At 58.8% G+C, this 20,114-nt stretch carries 16 protein-coding genes; 8 read left to right on the top strand and 8 right to left on the bottom strand.

Going from position 1 to position 20,114, the window contains the following annotated elements; genetic code table 11:
* The first annotated feature begins 48 nt into the window (after window positions 1-48).
* Complete coding sequence (locus FE781_RS07530; protein WP_138789000.1) at window positions 49-1,068, top strand: Gfo/Idh/MocA family protein; 1,020 nt, start codon at window positions 49-51, stop codon at window positions 1,066-1,068.
* 93 nt (window positions 1,069-1,161) lie between these two features.
* Here the strand turns inward: FE781_RS07530 and mnmA are convergent, their stop codons facing one another.
* Complete coding sequence (gene mnmA / locus FE781_RS07535) at window positions 1,162-2,331, bottom strand: tRNA 2-thiouridine(34) synthase MnmA (RefSeq protein ID WP_281281879.1); 1,170 nt, start codon at window positions 2,329-2,331, stop codon at window positions 1,162-1,164.
* Window positions 2,332-2,665: 334 nt separating this feature from the next.
* Here mnmA and cymR point away from each other — a divergent pair, with 334 nt between their 5' ends.
* The 4 genes from cymR (at window position 2,666) to FE781_RS07555 (ending at window position 5,079) form a co-directional block, all read left to right on the top strand.
* Window positions 2,666-3,088: a cysteine metabolism transcriptional regulator CymR gene (cymR, locus tag FE781_RS07540; RefSeq protein WP_138789001.1), complete on the top strand. Its 423-nt coding sequence runs from the start codon at window positions 2,666-2,668 to the stop codon at window positions 3,086-3,088.
* A 33-nt stretch (window positions 3,089-3,121) separates the two neighbouring features.
* A complete protein-coding gene (locus FE781_RS07545) occupies window positions 3,122-4,273 on the top strand; it encodes a cysteine desulfurase family protein (protein WP_138789002.1) in 1,152 nt (383 codons plus the stop codon).
* A 63-nt stretch (window positions 4,274-4,336) separates the two neighbouring features.
* Window positions 4,337-4,858: a PRC-barrel domain-containing protein gene (locus FE781_RS07550; RefSeq protein WP_170209452.1), complete on the top strand. Its 522-nt coding sequence runs from the start codon at window positions 4,337-4,339 to the stop codon at window positions 4,856-4,858.
* Between the two features lie 20 nt (window positions 4,859-4,878).
* Window positions 4,879-5,079, top strand: a complete 201-nt coding sequence (locus tag FE781_RS07555) for a hypothetical protein (RefSeq protein WP_138789004.1) — start codon at window positions 4,879-4,881, stop codon at window positions 5,077-5,079.
* Window positions 5,080-5,169: 90 nt separating this feature from the next.
* On the opposite strand, the gene FE781_RS07560 is transcribed toward FE781_RS07555, so the two are convergent.
* Complete coding sequence (locus FE781_RS07560; RefSeq protein WP_138789005.1) at window positions 5,170-6,522, bottom strand: lytic polysaccharide monooxygenase; 1,353 nt, start codon at window positions 6,520-6,522, stop codon at window positions 5,170-5,172.
* Between the two features lie 474 nt (window positions 6,523-6,996).
* Window positions 6,997-7,419, bottom strand: coding sequence for a hypothetical protein (locus tag FE781_RS07565; RefSeq protein WP_138789006.1), 423 nt, complete (start codon window positions 7,417-7,419; stop codon window positions 6,997-6,999).
* A gap of 306 nt (window positions 7,420-7,725) precedes the next feature.
* Between FE781_RS07565 and FE781_RS07570 the strand changes: the two genes are divergently transcribed.
* Entirely contained in the window at window positions 7,726-12,294 is a 4,569-nt protein-coding gene (locus tag FE781_RS07570) for an S-layer homology domain-containing protein (protein ID WP_138789007.1), read from the top strand.
* An 852-nt stretch (window positions 12,295-13,146) separates the two neighbouring features.
* Here FE781_RS07570 and tatC read toward each other — a convergent pair.
* The 3 genes from tatC to FE781_RS07585 are packed head-to-tail and all read right to left on the bottom strand — an operon-like array spanning window position 13,147 to window position 15,769.
* The gene (gene tatC / locus FE781_RS07575) at window positions 13,147-13,869 is read right to left on the bottom strand and encodes a twin-arginine translocase subunit TatC (protein WP_138789008.1); all 723 of its coding nucleotides are present in this window, start codon (window positions 13,867-13,869) and stop codon (window positions 13,147-13,149) included.
* Entirely contained in the window at window positions 13,870-14,082 is a 213-nt protein-coding gene (gene tatA / locus FE781_RS07580; protein WP_138789009.1) for a twin-arginine translocase TatA/TatE family subunit, read from the bottom strand.
* A 13-nt stretch (window positions 14,083-14,095) separates the two neighbouring features.
* Entirely contained in the window at window positions 14,096-15,769 is a 1,674-nt protein-coding gene (locus tag FE781_RS07585; RefSeq protein WP_170209453.1) for a PhoX family protein, read from the bottom strand.
* Window positions 15,770-15,988: 219 nt separating this feature from the next.
* On the opposite strand from FE781_RS07585, the gene FE781_RS07590 reads away from it, so the two are divergent.
* Window positions 15,989-17,059: an AI-2E family transporter gene (locus FE781_RS07590; protein ID WP_138789010.1), complete on the top strand. Its 1,071-nt coding sequence runs from the start codon at window positions 15,989-15,991 to the stop codon at window positions 17,057-17,059.
* Window positions 17,060-17,068: 9 nt separating this feature from the next.
* Here the strand turns inward: FE781_RS07590 and FE781_RS07595 are convergent, their stop codons facing one another.
* A complete protein-coding gene (locus FE781_RS07595; protein WP_138789011.1) occupies window positions 17,069-17,953 on the bottom strand; it encodes a carbon-nitrogen hydrolase family protein in 885 nt (294 codons plus the stop codon).
* Window positions 17,950-18,600 carry a GNAT family N-acetyltransferase gene (locus tag FE781_RS07600; protein ID WP_138789012.1) on the bottom strand — a complete coding sequence of 217 codons (651 nt, stop codon included), beginning with the start codon at window positions 18,598-18,600 and terminating at the stop codon, window positions 17,950-17,952. Before FE781_RS07600 ends, FE781_RS07595 begins: the two co-directional genes overlap by 4 nt.
* 263 nt (window positions 18,601-18,863) lie before the next feature.
* Between FE781_RS07600 and FE781_RS07605 the strand changes: the two genes are divergently transcribed.
* On the top strand, window positions 18,864-19,880 hold the full coding sequence (locus FE781_RS07605; protein WP_170209454.1) for a polysaccharide deacetylase family protein: 1,017 nt from the start codon (window positions 18,864-18,866) through the stop codon (window positions 19,878-19,880).
* Window positions 19,881-20,114: the final 234 nt, after the last annotated feature.

The following is a 20,114-nucleotide window of genomic DNA, read 5'->3' on the forward strand; positions in this document are numbered from 1 at the left end:
GCGCTCCTGATACTGCAATCCAACACCGAACAGAGGAGAGAATCGTCGATGAGCAAGTTGAGAGTCGCCATTATTGGCTGCGGCAAAATTGCCAAGGTTCGCCACATTCCCGAGTATGCCGGCCGTTCCGACGTCGAGCTGGTCGGTTTCGCCGATCCGGTGCCGGGCCGCGCGCAGGAATACGCCGATCAATACGGCGGGGAAGCGTTCCTCGACTATGAAGAGATGCTCGCCAAGCTGAAGCCGGACGCGGTCAGCGTCTGCACGCCGAACGTGCTGCACGCTCCCGCCGCGATCGCGGCGGCCAAGGCCGGCGCGCACGTGTTGGTCGAGAAGCCGATGGCCGTATCGGTGGAAGAAGGAGAAGCGATGATCGAGGCGGCCCGTGCCGCCGGCGTATACCTGATGGTCGGGCATAACCAGCGGCTGATGCCCCCGCACGTGAAGGCGAAGCAAATCCTCGAATCCGGCATCCTCGGCCGCGTCCTGACCTTCCGCACCTCGTTCGGGCATGCGGGACCGGAAAGATGGAGCATCGACGGCCGCGACAGTTGGTTCTTCGACAAATCGAAGGCGGCGATGGGCGCGATGGGCGACCTCGGCGTGCACAAATCGGACCTGATCCGCTGGCTGCTGAACGACGAGGTGGCCGAAGTCGCTTCGTTTATCTCCACGCTGGACAAAAAGGACACCGACGTGGACGACAACGCAAGCTGCATCCTGCGCATGAAAAGCGGCGTGGTCGGCACGCTGGTCGCAAGCTGGACCTATTACAAGGGCGAAGACAACAGCACGGTGCTGTGGTGCGAGAACGGCGTGATGAAGATCGGCACGCATCCGGAAGACCAGGTTATCGTGGAGCTGCGCAACGGCTCCGTGGAGCGTCATACGGTCGGCGCGATTGCGACCAACGACAAGCAGACGACCAGCGGCGTCATCGACGCGTTCGTGGACAGCATCCGGACCGGAACGCCGCCTTCCATCTCGGGCGAGGAAGGGCTGAAGTCGTTGCGGGTCATTCTCGCGGCGTTCGAGTCGCAAGCGACCGGCAAAATCGTCAAGCTGTAACCGGCGCCGGAGCCTATCGAAAAGGGGCAGCCCCCAAACGAAGTCGAAACGAACTTCGTCGGGGGCTGCCCCTTCGATCTATGGCCGGCTTGCTCAGCGGGCGGCCGCGGCCAATTCCCGTTCGGCCAGCCAGCTTTGGAACCCGCCGTTAACGGAGTCGATGAGGCCTCCGCCCAGGCAGACGTCGCCGTCGTAGAACACGACCGCTTGTCCGGGAGTAACGGCCCGTTGCGGCTCCATAAATTCGACGTCGCAGGTGCCGTCGCCGCGCGGCGTCACCGTCACCGCTTGGTCTTGCTGCCGGTACCGGAACTTGGCTGTGCAGCGGAAGGAGCCCGCGGCCGGAGGCGTGCCGGCGATCCAGTTGACGTCGGTCGCATGCAGGCTTTGCGAATACAGCGCCGGATGTTTGTCTCCTTGCACGACATACAGGACGTTCTCGCGCAGATCTTTGCCGGCGACGAACCACGGTTCGCCCGTGCCGGAGCCTCCGATGCCAAGACCTTGGCGCTGGCCGAGCGTATAATACATGAGCCCGTCGTGACGCCCCTTCACCCGGCCGTCCAGATCGCGGATTTCGCCGCTTTGCGCCGGCAGGTAGTGGCTGAGGAATTCCTTGAAATTGCGCTCGCCGATAAAGCAGACGCCGGTGCTGTCTTTTTTCTTGGCGGTCGCCAGTCCCGCTTCCTCGGCGATGCGGCGAACTTCCGGCTTCGGCAGATGGCCGATCGGGAACATCGCTTTGGCCAGTTGCTGCTGGCTCAGCATCATCAGGAAATACGACTGGTCCTTGTTGGCGTCCACGCCACGCAGCAGTTGCATGCGTCCGTCGTCTCCGCGCCGGAGCCGGGCGTAATGGCCGGTGGCGATATAGTCGGCGTCCAGCTCAAGCGCTTTGTTCAGGAACTCGCCGAACTTGATCTCCCGGTTGCACAGGACGTCCGGATTCGGAGTGCGTCCTTTGCGGTATTCGTCGAGGAAGTAGGCGAACACTTTGTCCGCGTACTCCCGCTCGAAATTAACCGTATAGAAAGGGATGCCGATCTGGCCGCACACCCGGCGGACATCTTCCGCGTCCTCTTCCGCGGTGCAATGGCCGAACTCGTCGGAATCGTCCCAGTTTTTCATGAAGATGCCGATGACCTCGTACCCTTGCTGTTTGAGCAGGAGCGCGGTGACCGAGGAGTCTACGCCGCCCGACATGCCGACGACGACCCGGGTAGACTCGGGCGGTTTGCCGATCGTGCTAGTCCGCATATCCATCTATCTCGCTCCTTTGCATCGTATAATTAAAACGCAACATTATTGTACCACAGACCGCCCTCCCAATGAAAATTGGTTCAGGAAATGCATGTTTGCTGTACCCATCGATGAAACATTATGATAACATAGGAATGATTGCGGAAAAGCCGGCGCTCGAACGATACCGGTTGAACAGGTTCGCATCTGGCAAGGATGGAGAATAAGCCCCGGCTCTTATCGGAGCCTGTTCGACGGGGAGCGGCCGCCTTCCGGCGGAGCCCGACGATTCGGCTTCGCGGAATGATTCCCGTATGACTAGAAATATAGCCGCAATAACGGCAGATGAGGTGTTACTTTGAAGATCTCGACGAAAGGAAGATACGGGCTGACGATTATGATGGAGCTTGCGCTCCGCTACGGAGAAGGCCCAACTTCTCTCAAGAGCATTGCGGAGAAACACCAGCTGTCCGAGCATTATCTGGAGCAACTTATTTCCCCGTTGCGCAACGCCGGATTGGTCAAGAGCATCCGCGGCGCATACGGCGGATACATCTTGTCCAAAATGCCGGAAGAGATCACGGCTGGCGACGTAATCCGCGTGCTGGAGGGACCGATCAGCCCGGTCGACTTTACGGAAGAGGACGATCCGGCCAAACGCGACTTGTGGATACGCATCAAGAACAGCATCGCCGAGGTGCTCGATTCGACGACGCTGGCCCACCTGATCGCGTATCAGGACGACGGATCGGAGCCAGGCAGCTACATGTTTTACATTTAACCGGTCGTTCCGGTTAACGAGGAGACGGACAGCATGGAGCGGACAAGCATTTATCTGGATCATGCGGCATCGACGCCGCTGGCTCCCGGCGTGCTGGAGGCGATGCTGCCGTACTGGTCGCAGGCGTACGGCAATCCGTCCAGCTTGCACAGATATGGGCAGGCTGCCCGGGTCGCAGTCAGCCGGGCGCGGGATGAAGCCGCATCCCGGCTGGGCGTATCGCCTGCCGAGCTGATCTACACGAGCGGCGGTACGGAAAGCGACAATCTGGCGATTCTGGGGGCGGCGGACGCCCGGCCGAAGGAACGGCGCCATGCCGTAACGACGGCCATCGAACATCATGCGGTGCTGCATGCGTTCCGCAGACTCGAACGCGAAGGGGTTGAAGTGACGTACGTTCGTCCCGATTCGACGGGACAGGTGTCGCCGGAGGCGATTCGCGAAGCCGTCCGGCCGGATACGTTCCTGATCAGCGTTATGTACGGCAACAATGAGGTCGGAACGATACAACCCGTATCTGAAATCGGCGAAATTGCGCGATCGGTTGGCGCATTGTATCATGTGGACGCGGTGCAGGCGCTCGGCGCGGTGCCGATCGATCTGAAGGCGATCGGCGCCGATTTCGTCAGCTTCTCCGCGCACAAAATCGGCGGACCCAAAGGAGTCGGCCTGCTGTACGCCCGGCGCGGCGCGGCGCTGGAGCCGCAACTGTGGGGCGGCCTGCAGGAACGCGGCAGGCGCGCCGGCACGGAGAATGTGCCCGGCATCGTCGGCATGACCGCCGCGTTGGGGTTGGCGCTGGACAATCTGCCGGAGCGGATGGCGAAGCTGGAGGCGCTGAGGTCGGAGCTGCTGGCGCGGCTCGCCGAAGTTGCCGGTTCCGACGGAATGGTCGTGAACGGGCACCCGGTCGACCGGCTGCCGCATATATTAAACGTAAGCTTTCCCGGGTTGTCGACAGAGACCTTGCTGATGAATCTGGATCTGGCGGGCGTATGCGCGGCCAGCGGCTCGGCCTGCTCGTCGGGCTCGCTGGAGCTGTCGCATGTGCTGCGCGCGATGGATTTGCCGGAGGACCGGATGCGCTCCGCGGTCCGATTCAGCGTGGGGATGTCGAATACGCTGGAAGAAATGGCGGAAGCGGCCCGCCGGTTTGAAACCTTTTACCGCAAAATACGTAAATAAGTATATTCTTCGCGTTTGCGTGAAAGCCTATATCAGGAAATACGCGGCGGGAGGAATGCAAAAGTGAGCCTCGCCACTCCTGACGTTCCGTACATACGGGCGAGCAGCCTGCTCAGGCTGCCGATCGTAGAAGAACGGCGCGCGAGACGCTTGGGGCACGTCCGGGATGTGCTGCTGGGCGAGAACCGGCAGCCGAAGGCGCTGCTGGTTGTGCCCGGCCGATGGCGGTTGCCGGCGGTTGTGCTGCCGGTTGACAAAATCCGCCGGATCGGTCCGGAAGCGGTCGTCGCGGCAAGCCGCGAGGATTTCGTGCGGGTTCGTTCCGTCCGCGAGTACATCGGTACCGTCGGCGGAAAGCGGCGTCTGATCGGAACCCCGGTCTGGACGCAGGCGGGCGAATCGCTTGGAACGGTATCGGACGTTTATTTCGGGCAACTTTTGGCTACACCTGTAATAGGGTTCGAATTGACAGAAGGTTGGCTGAACGACCTGCGGGACGGCCGCAGATGGCTTCCCGCCCCGGCGTGCTGGTCGGTTGGCGAGATCATCCTCGTTCCCGAGGATGGCAATACGGATGAACAGTGACAAGGTAGGATGTGAAGCGCATGATCAAATGCCCGAACTGCGGTTCGAAGGATGTCGGCAAAATCGGCTCCCACCAATTTTATTGTTGGGGCTGTTTTATCGAATTAAGCGTAAGCGGAGACAAAATCTCCGTGTACCAGGTGGAGGAAGACGGCACGCTCAGCTCGCTGGACGATCTCTTCATGGAAGAGGACTTCACCGAAATTCACGCGGTCAACTGAGCAGGCCGCGAAAAACCGCCCCGATCTGGCGAAAGGGGCGGTTTTTCTTATGCCTTTATACCCGCACCCGAAGCGCGGGAGCGGCGGACGTTACACTTGCAGCCAGAGAGCCGGCACGTTCGGCGGTTCCCAGCCCGGAAGCGACGTATGGCTTTGACGGCATTGATAGATCAAGCCGTTGTAGGACACGAGCTGGCCCACCGTATAAGACGTGTTGGGAGCCCACGGCGTAGCGGCCGGCGGGGGCGCGGTTTTGACACTGACGGCGTTGCTGTTCGCCGATTCGTTGCCCGCGGCGTCATACGCCCGGACGGTGAAGGTATAGGTCGTATCGGGCGCAAGTCCGGTTACGATTTTCTCCAGAGTCGTTCCGTTCACCGTCGCGACCAACGTTCCGCCTTGATAGATCCGATAGCCCGCCACGCCGACATTGTCGGTGGACGCGCCCCACATCAGATGGACGCTGTTGGAGCCGGGCGTGCCCATCACATGCAGACCGGTTGGAGCGGTCGGCGGACTGTTGTCGACGGGAACGCTGCCGGTCGTCACCGTGACGGTATTGCTCGCGGCCGATTCGTTGCCCGCGGCATCGAGGGCCGTCACTTTGAAGGTGTATGTGGTGCTGGAGGTCAATCCCGTCACGTCGTAGCTCAAGGCCGAGCCGGATACGGTGGCGATGACGTTACTGCCGGAGTAGATCCGATAGCCGGTCACGCCGACATTGTCGCTGGAGGCCCCCCAGGACAGGCTGACGCTGGTCGCGCCGACGTTCGCAGCTCTCAGGTTCGAAGGGGCGGTCGGCGCTTGCGTGTCGGACGATCCTCCGCCTTGGAAATTCACGTCGATGACGTTGTAGAAGGCGTTGGCGGTGTCGGCGATATCCCAAACGGCCAAAATGACGTGATATCCGGTTCTGTCCGAAGGAACGTTGCAGGTGTGAGAATAGGTGAAGGGAGGCTGCTGGCCGTTGTAGTTTTGCGTGCAGAACGGAGTCAGGTCAAACTGGGCGCGGGTGAGAGGCTGGTTCGGATTCCAATTCGGTTTGGTGATGAAGTAGCGGAAACTGGTGGTCGCATGCGCCGCGGTGAACTTCCAGGTGAACGTCGTCTGTCCGCCGCTGATCGCCACCTTGGTCCAGCGGTTGGCCGATTGTTCGTCCAGCTTGGGGAAGAGACCGCCCGCGCTTGCGATTTTGCCGTCAGCGGGGCCGCTTAGCGGGAAGCCTTTCGGCGCTTCGAGACTTTGCGGTTCGTAGACGATGGCGCCGCAATCCGTGTTCTGCCCTTGCTTGCAGAGGATGGCGCGGCTGGCGGGCGAATCGACCCATCCGTGGGCGGACGCTTTTTCCGCGAAAAACGCCATCAGCACGATCGAGACAACCATAAGAGCCGCCGTCAGCAGTACCCTGGAGAATGTTTGCGATGACAAACGAATTTGCATCATACATCATTACCTCCTAATCGTTAAGATGATGAGCAGGGCGGCAAATCGACACCTGACAAAAATTAAAGCGTTTTAACTTTCACTCCTTTCAAAATGGATTTATATAAACTCAAATAACGAGTTTATATATCTCCCGCTGTTGGAAATCGTTGGGTTACCCCCATCATAATGCATTTGGGCGAAAAAGCATACCCCCCTGAAAGAAATTCCAGGGGGGAAATTTTCATAGAGCCGGCGGTTTACGGAGACAACCGAACCGCTTTCAGGTTGATCCGGTCTCCCGCTTGTTCCTGCCAGATCACGCCGTCCTTGCGGATGTACGGTAGCATGCCTGGCGACTCGTTCAGCTTTTCCGTTTTTTCGCTCGCGACCGCTTTGGGGATACGGGCCGGGGTTTCGGTCGGAAGGCAAAAGGCAACGCCTTGGGATATTCGACGGTCGCGATTCTGGATATCCGTCCGGAGCCTGAAGAGGTTAGGCAAAGCCCTTTGCTGCATGGCCGGATTCATCCGCTTCATCGCTCGTCCAGGAGAGGAAGCCGTTATTCGACAGGGACAAGCGCGCCAGGTCTGGAATGCCGTCATGCGGATGGTTTTGCGCCGAATCGATTGTCGAAATTTCTCCGCTTGAAAAAGAATACGCATAAATCGTCCAATCATTGTTGTTGCCTCCGGCCCAAACCGCTTTTTCGTCAAAAATATCCGATTGCGCCACATGGTTGTGGCCCGTTTCGATCGTGATGCTAGTTCCTGGATACCGGCCGGCGCTTGGCCGGGGCGCATCCGTTTCCCGATTCGGAACGCTTGCCTCTTGTTTCGCCGGATGAAGCTCTCCTTCGCAGCCGCTAATTGCGGCAATCCACGCGAAAGCCGCGATAATGAAACGAATATGCTTCACGGATGATCCTCCTAAGCGTCGCTATTCCCGCCAACAGGGGCGGTGATCAAGCCGGATGCCTGAAGCGGCGGCGCCTAACCGCGCAAGCGGATGGAAGAACATGGTCGACAAGGAGTTTTGTCGCGATTCGTACGGCCCGGATGACGACACGCCGCTACAAAAAAATACAGGTAAAAAACAGGTCTATTTTTTCTTGTCCTTTTAATATCTCTGTGATATATTCGGAAACAGGCCCAAATTGAAAACGGTATCAATCCACTGCTCGGCAGGCAGGCATACCGCCAATTCTCATGGGGAGGAATAAGCATGAAACGAACGTCAAGAATCGGTCTGGCCATTGTTTTAGCTATTGGTTTGACGCTGTCGTCGCTAGGTCCGACAGGCGTCGCTCTCGCAGCGGAAGCTTCTGTTACAGCGGCGGACAATCCATCTCTCTTGTTGAACGGCGGATTCGAGGAGCCGGTGGCGGACGGCCGCATTCCGGGATGGACTTTGACGACTCAGGGCACCGCAAATGTAAGCGTTACCGACAGCAAAGGGAAAGACAGCGCGCATAGCTTGAGAGTCGAAATGAATACGGGCAGGCTGGAACTGCATTCCGATCGGGTGAATATCGAAGCCGGAGCGGAGTACCTTTTGTCCACGTATGTCATGACGCAGTCGGGGCATATGTCAGGGCTGTACGTCTATATGTACGACCAGAACGGCACGCTCATCAAAGGGAAAAACGATCAGGGAAATCCGGTGGATTTCACGAAATTCCTGAGAATGGACCGTATACCGGAGTTGGACGGCCAATGGCGGTTCGGCGAAGCAAGCTTCACCGCTCCCGAAGGCGCCAAAACGGCCAAGGTTTCCTTGATCATCAGCAATACGGATGCAAGCAGATGGTTTCGATTCAATCTCGACGATATCGCTTTGACTCGCGTTCCGGACGACAGCGATGAAATTCCCGTCCCCCCGACCGCAACCAAAGTGGACCATATCGTCGGCGAAGTGGTCGGCGATTCTTCGCCGGTCTCCCCCTTCTACAACGTGGAATGGACCGCCGACACGGTATGGACTTCCGGCGAGAGGGGCAAGGTCGATCTGCGGTTCTACGACAGCGGCGATCGGATCTTGTCCACGGTCAGCGCTTTTGTCCCGGACCAGATCAACGTCTGGGGAGAGACGCGGATCGCCGCGACCGCACCGAGAAACGCCGCTTACGTTCGGGCAGTCATGTATATTCCGGGCGACAACAAAGCGGGCCGGTTCTATGCCGATAACATCAACCTGGTTGTCAAACCGACGCCCCATTATATATCCGATCTGGGGCCGCAATCGCAGACGTTGACGGTGATGACCGGCTCGTACGGCAAAAACAAACAAGGCCGCGATGTGATGTATACCGTCGTGCAAGGCGATCCCGGCGTGTTTGTGGTGACGGACGTGCAGACGGAAGAAGTGCTGGAGACGTATCCGCTGGTCGCCCTCGATGGAAGTCCCGTAACCGCCGCATGGGGGATCACGGTCGCGTCGGACGGCAAGGCGTATGCGGGCAGCACGCCGAACGGCACGTTGTTCCAATACGATCCGCAGACGAGAACCATGACCGCGCTCGGCAAGCCGATCAACAGCGATACCGTCATCTGGACGCTTGTTCCCGGCAAAAACGGCAAAGTGTACGGCGGCACGGGTTATTCCCAGTCGGTATTCGAGTATGATCCCGCTTCCGGCATGAAGGAACTTGTTTCTTTCAAGAGGCCGGGCGTATCCGCCGACCGGCATGTACGCTCCCTCGCTTATGACCCGGATGCCCATGTATTGTATGCCGGCGTAGGCGACGCGGCCAAACTGTATCGTTACGACCTGAATTCAAAGGCGGTAACGGATTTGTCCATCCCCGAATTCGACGGCAAAACAGCCGTATACGACCTGAGATATGCCGGCGGCAAACTGTTTGTCCGCGTCGATCCCGGCCCGCAGATGTTCGTGTACGACACGGTCGCGAAAAAATGGCTGGTCAAAGCGAATACGCAGTACAACGCCCGCGGTTTTTCTCCCGCATCGGGCGACAACCGCGTCTTTTATACGGCGCCGGTTCCGAAAGAGGACGGGACTTCGCAGGTGAAACTGTTCGAATACAATTTGGTTACGAATCAATACAAAGCGCTGGACACCGACGTCAAAAACGTCGCGGTCTCCTACGGTTACGTCGAGCTTCAAGACCCGGAATACCCCGGCCAAACGCTGGTCGGTCTGGCGGGCAATAACGGACGCGCCTTCTACTACAATCTGGCTACGGGCAAGACCCGGACGACCGAGCTCGATTTGCCGCCGCAGTTCGCGGAAATTCACAGCATCGGCAAAAGCTTCGACGGCAAAATGTTGACCGCGGGGTTTATCTCCGGCGGAGGACTGGGCATCTACTCGCCTACGAAAAACGAGACGGAGCGGCAACTGTTGATCGGCCAGATCGAAGGCTACGCTTCGTTAAACGGCAAAATGTATTTCGGCGTATACCCGGGCGCCACCCTGTTCGAATACGATCCGTCGCAGCCGTGGAACCGCACTGACGCGAGCAAGCCGAACAATCCGCTCCGCTTGCTGCAAATCGGCAACGAGCAAGACCGGCCCATCGCCATGGTAGGCGTGGAGGAATTCAACAAGGTGTTTATCGGAACGTACCCGATCGCCGGCAAGACGGGCGGAGCGTTAACCATCCTGGATCCGGCGACGAGAACGATCGAAGTGAAGCGCAACATCGTTCCCAATCATTCGTTGAACACGATGCTGTACCGCGACGGCAAGCTGTATATCGGGACGGGAGCCCAGGACGGCACGGACGGCAGGCTGGTTATCTACGATATTGCCGCGGCTCGTCTGGAAGGCGAAGGCATCGTGCCGGTCGCGGGCAAAAAGGCGCTTTCTTCCCTGATCTGGGGCCCGGACGGCAACATTTGGGGAATGGCGCTCGGCACGCTTTTTATCTACGACCCGAAGACGCGGCAAGTGATCTACCGCGACGATAAATTCCCGGCGGCCGACTACTCCTATGGCAACGCCCATCTGCATGTGGGCACCGACCAAAACATCTACGGCTCGTTCTACACCGGCTATGTCGCGGACAAGACGTACACAAGCAAGATGTTCAAGATCGACGCGTCGACCAAGGCCATGACCATTCTCTACGAAAGCAATGTGGAGAAGCTGGCGCAGGACGATTTCGGCAATTTTTATTTCAAAAACGGCAGTGTCCTGATGAAGTATAGCGATCCCGCGCTGGTCGTCGGTCTGGTCGGAGCGAACCTGGCCGTTTCCTCCGAGCCGATGAAGATCGGCGACACAAGGGCCACCCGATTGACCGGACTGCTTGAAAAAGGACGCAGCACGCTCGAACTGTCGGGGGCCGGCAAAGTATACAGAAGCAGCAGGCCCGAAGTCGCGCAAATCGACAGCCAAGGCGTCGTGACCGCATTAAGCGCGGGAACAACCGAGTTGTCCGTCACGGTTACATTAAATGGGGTTACCGTGGAGTCCAACAAGGTGACGATAACCGTTCTTCCGAACGCAACGGCAACCGCGCCTTATTACCCGGCTTGGCCGCAGAAAGAGACGATTCGGACAAATGTCGAGTTCGATGAAGCCGCGAAGGGCTCCGCCGCCGTCACGCTGGATATCACGCGCTCCAAAGACGCGAACGGCGCGATCATCGACGAGTTGAAGCTCGATGCGGCGGCATCCGGAGATATCGTCGAGCAGTTAAGAAATGCCGGCGCCCGAACCGCCGCCATCGTCTTGCCCGATCCGAAAGACGAAGTGTCCGAATGGAACCTGACGATCAGCGCGGAAGCGTCCGCCCTGCTGTCGCAGGAGCAAGTCGATCTCGTACTGGCCAGCCGTCATGTGCGAATCGCCATTCCCGGCACATCCTTGAAGGAGAGAGCGGAGGACGTAACCTTCCGGATCGTGCCGCTTAAGTCGGACAAGGAACGCGAGGAACTCGAACGGCGGTCGCAGAGCAACGAAGAGATCGTCAAGGCGGCAGGCGGCAACAACGACATTCGGGTGAGCGGCCGTCCGGTGACGATTGAGACCAACCTGCAGAACCGTCCGGTCACTCTGGCGCTGCCGTTGGACAGCGGAATCGATGTCGACGATGATGAGCTTGAACAGTGGGGCGCCTACATCGAGCACAGCGACGGCAGTCAAGAGATCGTCCGCGGAACCGTCGTCGATCTGGACGGCAAAGGCGCCAAAGGCGTTCAGATTGCGGCCAGCCGCTTCAGCACGTTCTCGGCCGTCCGAGTAAACGGCTGGGGGACGGAACGCCCGGATTCCGCGGCTGGCTACATCCGCGGTTACGAGGACGGAACGTTCCGCCCGGAGCGGACGCTGACGCGTGCGGAGACGGCGGCCGCGATCGCCCGAATCACAAGCGCGGAGACGGCGGAAGCGGACGTATCGTTCGCCGACGTTCCGGACAGCCACTGGGCGCGGCCGTTTATCTCGCACGTATCGCGGCTTCGGATCATGAACGGTTATGCCGACGGCAGCTTTAAGCCCGACCAACCGATTACGCGCGCGGAGATGGCCGCCGTCTTGGCGCCTCTGCTGACCGGCGGCGGCAACGGTTCGTCCGGCGCATTTGCCGACATGGAGGGCCATTGGGCGCGCGAGGCCGTGGCGCAACTGCGGGCGGCCGGCATCGTTAACGGTTATGAAGACGGCACGTTCCGCCCCGATCAGACGATCACGCGGGCAGAAGCGGTCGTCATGTTAAACGGATTGTTGGCCATCGAACCGCTCGCGGGAAGCGAGCCGCGATGGCGCGACGTGCCGTCCGATTACTGGGCGTACGGAGCGATTCAAGCCGCTTCGGTCCAACCCTGAGGCAAACGAAAACCGTCCCATTGGTTGAAGGTAGTTCGAACGGCGCGCAAAGAAACGGCGGCGCACGGGTTTCGCCCGTGCGCCGCCGTTTCTTTGAGCAAAACCAAGCAATTCTATGCAAGGGTTCGAATAAGAGGTCGTGGTCCGGATCTTGTGCAAGACCCGCTTTTCCATTCTAATTCCTCTTCAGTAATCCCATTCAGTAATTTCGCTAATAGTAACGCTATTCTCATCCGTATCAGCAGAATAATAAATTTGTGCAACCGGAGCAGAATAGCCATAAATCATGACACCTGAAAAGGGTGTCGTCTTATCCATCGTACATTCGCTACGATTTGTACACTGGTTACTTTGTGTAAAATCAACTACTTTGCCAATAACTCCATCACTCCCAATTAAACCATAGCCAACAAAAGTGTTTGTATTCGTAATTCGAGGTCTTACCTTACCGTCTCGATCATAGGAGAGCATATAGGTGCGTAAAGAATGATTGATTGCTCCTTTTGTTAATGGGAAGAAACCTTGAAGTCCTGCATCAATGAATCCGTTATATTATAACCTTCAAAAAAATTCGTTTCCGTCGCTTGAATTTGAACGGTTTCTCCTTCTTCTACATTACTCAAGTTAATAGGGGCATCAGGAGCAGGGCGGCAATCGACACCTGGCAGAATGTTAAAGCGTTTTAACTTTCACTCCTTTCAAAAAGGATTCTATATAAACTCGCAGGCGAGTTTATATATTTCCCGATGTTGGAAATGGTTGGGTTATCTTCATCATAAGACATTCGCGCCCAAATGAATACCCCCTGGAAGAAATTCCAGAGGGGGAAATTTTCATAGAAACCGGCGGATATTAGCGGTTTTGAACCCTCAGTTGCTTTCTGTGCACGAATCTGGAGAGGGCCAAGCTGATTTCGTACAAAAGAAAGAGGGGCGCGATCACGATCAGATCGGATACGATATCGGGCGGCGTAAGACCGACGGCGACGACCGCCAGCGCAAAGTAGGCCGGCTTCCGCGCCTTCGCGAGACGGTTCGGGTTCAACACGCCGAGCCGGGTGAGAAACATGACGGCTGCGGGCAGCTCGAACAGCAAGCCGAACGGCACGGTCATATGCACCATAAACGTAAAGTATTTCTCCGCGGTATACATCGCCGCGAAATCGTCGGCCGCCATGCCGTGCACGAAGCGAAGGACGGTCGGGAACAGGACGAAGTAGCCGAAGCCGATTCCGAGCAGGAACAGGAGAGCGATGCCCGGGATATACAGAAGCGCCGCCCGCTGCGCCTCCCGGCTCAACGCCGGCTGCACGAACTTCCAGATCTGATAGGCGGCGACCGGAAGCGTAACGGCGAGAGCGACGGTCCCCGCGATGATCATGTACACCCAGACGACATCCGAGGGCCCGAGAACGACCAGCTTTTGGTCCAAATCTCTGGCCAGCCACCGGTAAATCTCCCGGACGCAGAGGAACGCGCCGGCCATCGAGACGAGGAACGCGGCCATCGTCCGAATCAGCCGCGACCGCAGTTCCTCCAGGTGTCCGACCAGGTTCAATTCGTTCGGATTTTTCATTTACTTGTTCGTCAGCGCGGACTTCTGCGCGGATTCCGGATCTTTTTTGCCTTCATCCTCGGGGTTCATGAGTTCCCGGGTCGCTCCCTTGAACTCGCTGAGCGTGCGTCCGAACGCTCGTCCGAGCTCGGGAAGCTTGGACGGGCCGAAGATGATCAGCGCGATGAGGAGGATTAAGACCAAACCGCCGATTCCGATATTGCCGAAGGGCATCTGCGTCACGCTCCTAGCCCAGCTTGAAGCCGCTGATAGCGACGACGGCGGCGCGCGCTTTCGTGTCGCCCGGCCGGTGCGGCCAACGGCTTGTCGGATTGTTCAGATCTTTCGTTTCCTCGCCTGGATGCTGCACCGACAGGAACAGCGTGCGCTCGTCCGGCGTGAAGAACGGACCCGTCAGCTCGCACTCCACCGGGCCGGAAGCGAATTGAAACGCCTGGCCTTTGCTCGGGCCGCTCGTCGGGATGACGAACAGGCCATTGTTCATAAACGCCTTATGCACGCCTTTGTTCTGACTGCCGCTGGAAATATCGGTGACGACCCACAGGTTGCCGTTGGAATCAAACGCCAGGTTGTCGGGGGAACTGAAGCCCGATTGGCGGCCGCCCGCGGCGAAAATTTCGAAGTCGAATTCGGCGGCTCCGAGATCGTTTTTGGCCTCGAAGATCCGCGTGATATGGCCGTGGATGTTGCCGTGGCTGTCGTTGTTGGTGTGGCAGATAAATACGGTGTTGTCGAACGGCGATATTTCGATATCCTCCGGCCGGTCGGTCGGCGTGCCGCCGACGAGCAGAGCCGCTTCGTGGCAGAAAACGACGACGTCCGCTTGCGTATTGAATTTGTTCAGAAGCTCCTCGCGCTTGGCCGACACGCCTGCGGGTGCTTTGAATTTCTCATCCTCGATAACCTTCCGCACGGCTTCGAGCGTGACGGGCTGCCACTTGCCGGACTTCAGGTTCGCGACGTACAAGGTTCCGTCTTCAAGCAGAGCGGCGTTTTGGCGGCCTTTCGAGGAATCGTATTTGCCGCTGCTGACGAATTTGTAGATGCAGGCATCCTTCTTGTCGTCGCCCATGTAGACGACGACCCGGCCGTCGGCCGACAGGCCCATCGCCGTATTCTCATGGTTGAACCGTCCGAGCGCCGTATGTTTCTTCAGGTAGGTCCGGTCGAACGGATCGATCTCGACGACCCAGCCGTAGTGCGTGTCGTTCAGCTTCGCGGACGCGGCCGTCTCGCTGAAATTTTCCTCGCAGGAAAGCACCGTATTCCACAGCGTGACGCCGCCCGAGCAGTTGGCGAACGTGCCTTGCACCGTCGTCGCTCCGCCTACCGTGGAGGAGCCTCGGGCCGGACCGGTCAGCTCAAACGGTGTGAACCCCGTAATTCTGCGCGCGTATTTGGACTTCGTGTCCATTTTCCACACGCCGGCTTCGTCCCGGTACACTTCGATGACGGACATGCCCTGGTATTCCAGGTTCAGCTTGACCTGCTCCGGCGTCAGGACGCCGTCCTTGACCGGACCGATGCTGAAGATGCCCGTGTATTCGTGGTTGTTGACCAGCAGGCCGCGTGAGTGGGAGCCGTCGATCGGGAAGAAGGCGTTGTAGTCCGATCCGTCCCCGAATCTCTCGCCGGCTTCGTTGATCACATCGCCCATGGCGGCGACGACGTCGTACTTGTAGCCTTTGGGAAGCAGTAGCTTGTCCTGCTTCGAGGGAGAGATCGGTTCGAAGTAGCCGCTGACTCTGTTCGTCTTGAACCCGAACAGATGGTCGGCGGTCGGCGAAGCGGCCGAGGCTTTTCCCTCCAGCGTGCCGAGACCCGCGGACGCGGCGGCCAGCGCGGCGGCTCCGGTCCCGAGGTAAGACAGAAACGTGCGGCGGTCCATCTTTTTGTTCATAATGGCGCTCCTCCAAAGGTTTTATTTTCCTTATTGAGGAGTGTATCCGTTCTGTGTCAAACCGGAGTCAACAGCATTTGGATTTATAGTAAAGAAGTTGAAAGAAAAGAGATCGTCCCGGGGGCGGTACGGAGGCCCCTTGGAGCTTCGAACCGGCGGGAACCGGGATTAAACCGGAAGGGTTGTACATATACTTTTACGGAGCAGGGGGGATTCTCCGTGGAGTCGTTCTGGAACAAGCGCTTTTTCACATGGATCGTCTATACGCTTCTCGTGCTTGCGGGACTGTATCTGCTCGTGGCGTTAAAGCCGATGATCTCCTGGATCTTCGGCTTCACGAAGGCGGTGTTCGCGCCGTTCCTGATCGCCATGATCATCTCGTATGTGCTGAACCCGGTCGTCAATATGCTAAACGACCGCAAAGTTCCGCGAACGATCGCCGTGCTGCTGATCTACGCGATGTTCGTCGCTTCCGTCGTGGTCGTGCTGATGAACCTCGTGCCCATGCTGATCGCCCAGCTTCGGGAGCTGAATGAGCATGTGCCGGGCTTGACCTTCCGCGCGCAAAGCCTGATCAATGGCGTTAGCGACAACCCGCTGGTGCCGGAGGGGATCCGGACCGGCTTCGACAAAGCGCTGACGCACGTGGAGAACCGGCTGAACGCGGCTATCGGCGATTTGATTCAGGGAATCGGAAGCACCTTAAACGTGTTGTTTGTCGCGTTTATCGTGCCGTTTCTGGCCTTTTATATGATGAAGGACTTTCAGTTGATCGAAAAAACGGTGCTCGCGATTGTGCCTCGCGAACACCGCAAACAAACCGTCAAGCTTGTCGTCGACATCGACGAAGCGCTCGGCAACTACGTCCGCGGACAGATTCTCGTCTGCCTCATCGTCGGCATCCTTGCGTACATCGGGTACTGGATCATCGGCATGCCGTACGCGCTGCTGCTGGCGAGCGTCGTCGCTTTGTTCAACATCATTCCGTACCTCGGGCCGTTTTTCGGCGCGGCGCCGGCCATGCTGGTGGCCGCGACCATCTCGATCAAGATGATGCTGCTCGTCGCGGCCGTCAACCTGATCTGCCAGGTGCTGGAGGGCAACGTGATCTCTCCCCAAGTCGTCGGGAGATCGCTCCATCTGCATCCGCTGGTCATCATCTTCGCCTTGCTGGTCGGCGGCGAACTGGCGGGCATCGTCGGCATGATCCTGGCCGTGCCGTTTTTCGCCGTCATCAAGGTGATCGCCCATCACGTCGCGAACCACTACATTCACCGGAAAACGACCTGAAGCGGTAAGTTACAGCCGCTGGCGCCGCACTTGCCCGGCCGAAGCCCGGTACAATTCCGGCTTGCGGTCGGAGAACGGAGCGACGCCGCCTTTGGTCCGGTTTTCCTCCAGCGCGTCAGCCTTCACCCCGCAGACGACCGTCTCGCGGGTATTGGTACGTCCTTGCGCCAAAATGCCGTTCGCCGGGAACGGATAGTCGCTCGGGGCGAAGACGGCGGCGCGGGAATAGCCGGCTTCGATCTGAAGCACGGACGGCAGCTTGCCGACGATGCCGCTCATGACCACGTACACCTGGTTCTCCACGGCGCGCGCCCGTCCGCAATTGCGCACGCGGTAATAGCCGTGGGCCGTCTCCGTGAACGACGGGCATAGCAGCCAGTCCGCTCCCGCTTCCGCAAGCAATCTCGGCCCTTCCGGAAACTCCATGTCGTAGCAGATCTGAATGCCGACGGTTCCGATCGCCGTTTCGAACAGCGAATACGTATCCCCCGGCGACAGCGGCCAATGGTGCTGTTCTTCCGGCGTCAAGTGCAGCTTCTTCTGCCGCCCGATGCCGCCGTCCGGCGAGAACATAAACGCTTCGTTGTAGTAGCGCCCGTCTTCCCGGTGGACATGCGTGCCGCCGAGAATCGTCAAGCCGCTGTCGCGGCTGAGGGCGGCGAACTTCGTCAGCACCTGGTCGGTGCGGTTGTGCAGCCATTCGCAGGCGTCGGCGTTGCTCATCGGGCCGCCCAGATGAAGCAGATTGGCGGTGACGTATTCCGGGAACACGACAAGCTGCGCGCCCTCTTGCTTGGCCTCGTCCACATGCTTGCGAACGAGCTTCCAGAAATCTTCCTCCTCCGAGAGAGCCTTCACTTTAAATTGGACGGATGCGACTTTGATCTCTTTCATTCCGTCTTCCTTTCTCCTTCCCCTTCCGGCAGATTCGGGTTGCGCCACTCCACCAGCACCGCATAATCGCGGGAATCCTCGTCCTCCAAATAGTTCGGCAGCACCTGCAGAGGCTTCAACCCTTGCTTCAGCATAAAGCTGAGAACTTGATCCTTCAATTCTCCCCGCACAACCGCTTGCACATACTCCTCCGCGCTGAGCCGTCCGGCGTGCGCCCCGTACCCGGGGATTCGGCAGCCGGCGACAAACCGCTTCAGCCCGAGTTCCGTAACGAGCCGCTTGCGGGCTTCGTACAGCAGACCCGCCACGCCCATCCCGCGGGCCGACGGACGCACGCATACGTCTATGCCGTACAGGCTGTCCCCGTTCGGATTATGAGTGCCCTCGATATACCCGCGGTCCGAGACTTCCTCCCACGTATGCGGCTTGCCGTCGTATTGGATGATCAGAGACGTCGCGGAGCCGATGATCGTTCCGTCGCTACGCACGGCCGCCATCGCGCCTTGCGGGAACGCGCGCACGTGGGCTTCGATCTGGTCGCGGCGCCACCAGAGCTCCTCCGGAAACGGCGGAGGAAACGCTTCGCGCTGCACGTCCAGCAACTGTTCGTAATCCTCGACTGTATAGGAACGGATGTGCACATCCATGCGTCGTCAACCTCCCGAAAACAAGCTTTGATGACAGTATATACAGTCGGAAAGGTATATACAAGTCGACGCATTGCTAGTAAACTTTCTCATGGCGGAACACGTCTAATAGATGTCGAACTTGTTCGAAAGTCATCGTTTTGCAGCGATATTCCGGAATGGATTTGAACGAATGTCGTTGCGGGTCGTTTTGATAGATGAGAGACAAGCACGGGGCGGCGGCGATTGAAGTTTCGCGCGGCCAGACATGGGAGAGAACGGCAATGAGGACGTTGAGAACGAGAAGAGCGGGCCATCGGGGAATGGCGGCGCTGCAGGTGATGTCGCTGGCGGCTACGCTGACGGCGATGGGGATCGTCGGGGGCGTATGGATCAAGTTCGGCCCGCTGGCCAAGGACGGCTCGATGGGAGATCGGCAGGCTTACGTGCAGGAGGCGACATTGGCGTTGAACAAGCCCGGCTCCGGCGGCGGAGAACCGACATGGGCGGGAGGCGGCGACGGGCAGGAGCCGGCTGGAGAGGCGGCCGGGTTAAGCTCTGAAGAGACACCCGCGCCTTCACCGGCGCCTTCGCCTGAGCCTTCACCGACGCCTTCGCCGCCGGAAGCGCCGTCGCAAGCGCCGACGATCGTGCCGGTGTCGGAAGCCGCGGTCTCCGGCTCGCGGCAGGGAACGGACGCCGGCACGCCCGCCAAGCAGTCAGGGAAAGCGGTCGCCTTGACGTTCGACGACGGTCCCGACAAGCGGTATACGACGGCCGTTCTCGATATTTTGAAGGAGCGCGGGGTCAAGGCGACGTTCTACCTCGTCGGTTCCAACGTCGAGAAGTACCCGGACGTGGTGAAGCGGATCGGCGAGGAAGGCCACGAGCTGGGCAACCACTCCTGGGCGCACCGCGATCTGCGCAAGATGACGGCGGATGAGATCGCCGCCGATCTGGAGCGGACGAACGAAGCGGTGTTCGCCGCCGCGGGCAAACGTCCGGCGACGGTGCGCGCTCCTTACGGAGCGGTCAACCCCGACGTCCGCGAAGCGGCGGCGCGAATCGGGCTGCCGCTCGCCGGCTGGAACGTCGATCCCCGCGACTGGGACGGAGCGACGGCGGAGCAGATGATGCAGACGATCAAGAAGCAGCTCCGGCCGAAAGCCAATATTCTGATGCACAGCTTCGGCGGGCGCAAGGGCGATCTCAGCGAGACGATCGAGCTGCTTCCGAAGCTGATCGATTATTTGAAGGAACAAGGTTATGCGTTCGTCTATGCTTCCGAGCTTGACATCTAACGGCTGACGCTCGGAATGGAGGTCGGCCGCAAAAAAAGCCCCCCGGTCCGGTTTCGACAACCGGATCGGGGGTAAGGTGATGGGGTGTGAGGGGTAATGACAATTGATAATCATTATCAACAACTCCAATATAGCCTAAATGAGAATCGTTGTCAATGGGTTTTGAAGGTTATGCGTTTTCTTGACAATCGGAGCCGCGAAGCTTTATAATTCTCCATTGATAAGCAAAAGCGT

The organism is Paenibacillus thermoaerophilus (assembly GCF_005938195.1).
GTDB lineage: Bacteria > Bacillota > Bacilli > Paenibacillales > Reconciliibacillaceae > Paenibacillus_W > Paenibacillus_W thermoaerophilus.

Bases quoted from the DNA above. Each gene is read 5' to 3' on its own strand.
- FE781_RS07545 (WP_138789002.1), top strand. From the start codon at position 3,122: ATGGAGCGGACAAGCATTTATCTGGATCATGCGGCATCGACGCCGCTG.
- mnmA (WP_281281879.1), bottom strand. From the start codon at position 2,331: ATGGATATGCGGACTAGCACGATCGGCAAACCGCCCGAGTCTACCCGG.
- FE781_RS07595 (WP_138789011.1), bottom strand. From the start codon at position 17,953: ATGAAAGAGATCAAAGTCGCATCCGTCCAATTTAAAGTGAAGGCTCTC.
- tatC (WP_138789008.1), bottom strand. From the start codon at position 13,869: ATGAAAAATCCGAACGAATTGAACCTGGTCGGACACCTGGAGGAACTG.
- FE781_RS07560 (WP_138789005.1), bottom strand. From the start codon at position 6,522: ATGATGCAAATTCGTTTGTCATCGCAAACATTCTCCAGGGTACTGCTG.
- FE781_RS07585 (WP_170209453.1), bottom strand. From the start codon at position 15,769: ATGAACAAAAAGATGGACCGCCGCACGTTTCTGTCTTACCTCGGGACC.
- tatA (WP_138789009.1), bottom strand. From the start codon at position 14,082: ATGCCCTTCGGCAATATCGGAATCGGCGGTTTGGTCTTAATCCTCCTC.
- FE781_RS07605 (WP_170209454.1), top strand. From the start codon at position 18,864: ATGAGGACGTTGAGAACGAGAAGAGCGGGCCATCGGGGAATGGCGGCG.
- FE781_RS07530 (WP_138789000.1), top strand. From the start codon at position 49: ATGAGCAAGTTGAGAGTCGCCATTATTGGCTGCGGCAAAATTGCCAAG.
- FE781_RS07555 (WP_138789004.1), top strand. From the start codon at position 4,879: ATGATCAAATGCCCGAACTGCGGTTCGAAGGATGTCGGCAAAATCGGC.
- FE781_RS07570 (WP_138789007.1), top strand. From the start codon at position 7,726: ATGAAACGAACGTCAAGAATCGGTCTGGCCATTGTTTTAGCTATTGGT.
- FE781_RS07600 (WP_138789012.1), bottom strand. From the start codon at position 18,600: ATGGATGTGCACATCCGTTCCTATACAGTCGAGGATTACGAACAGTTG.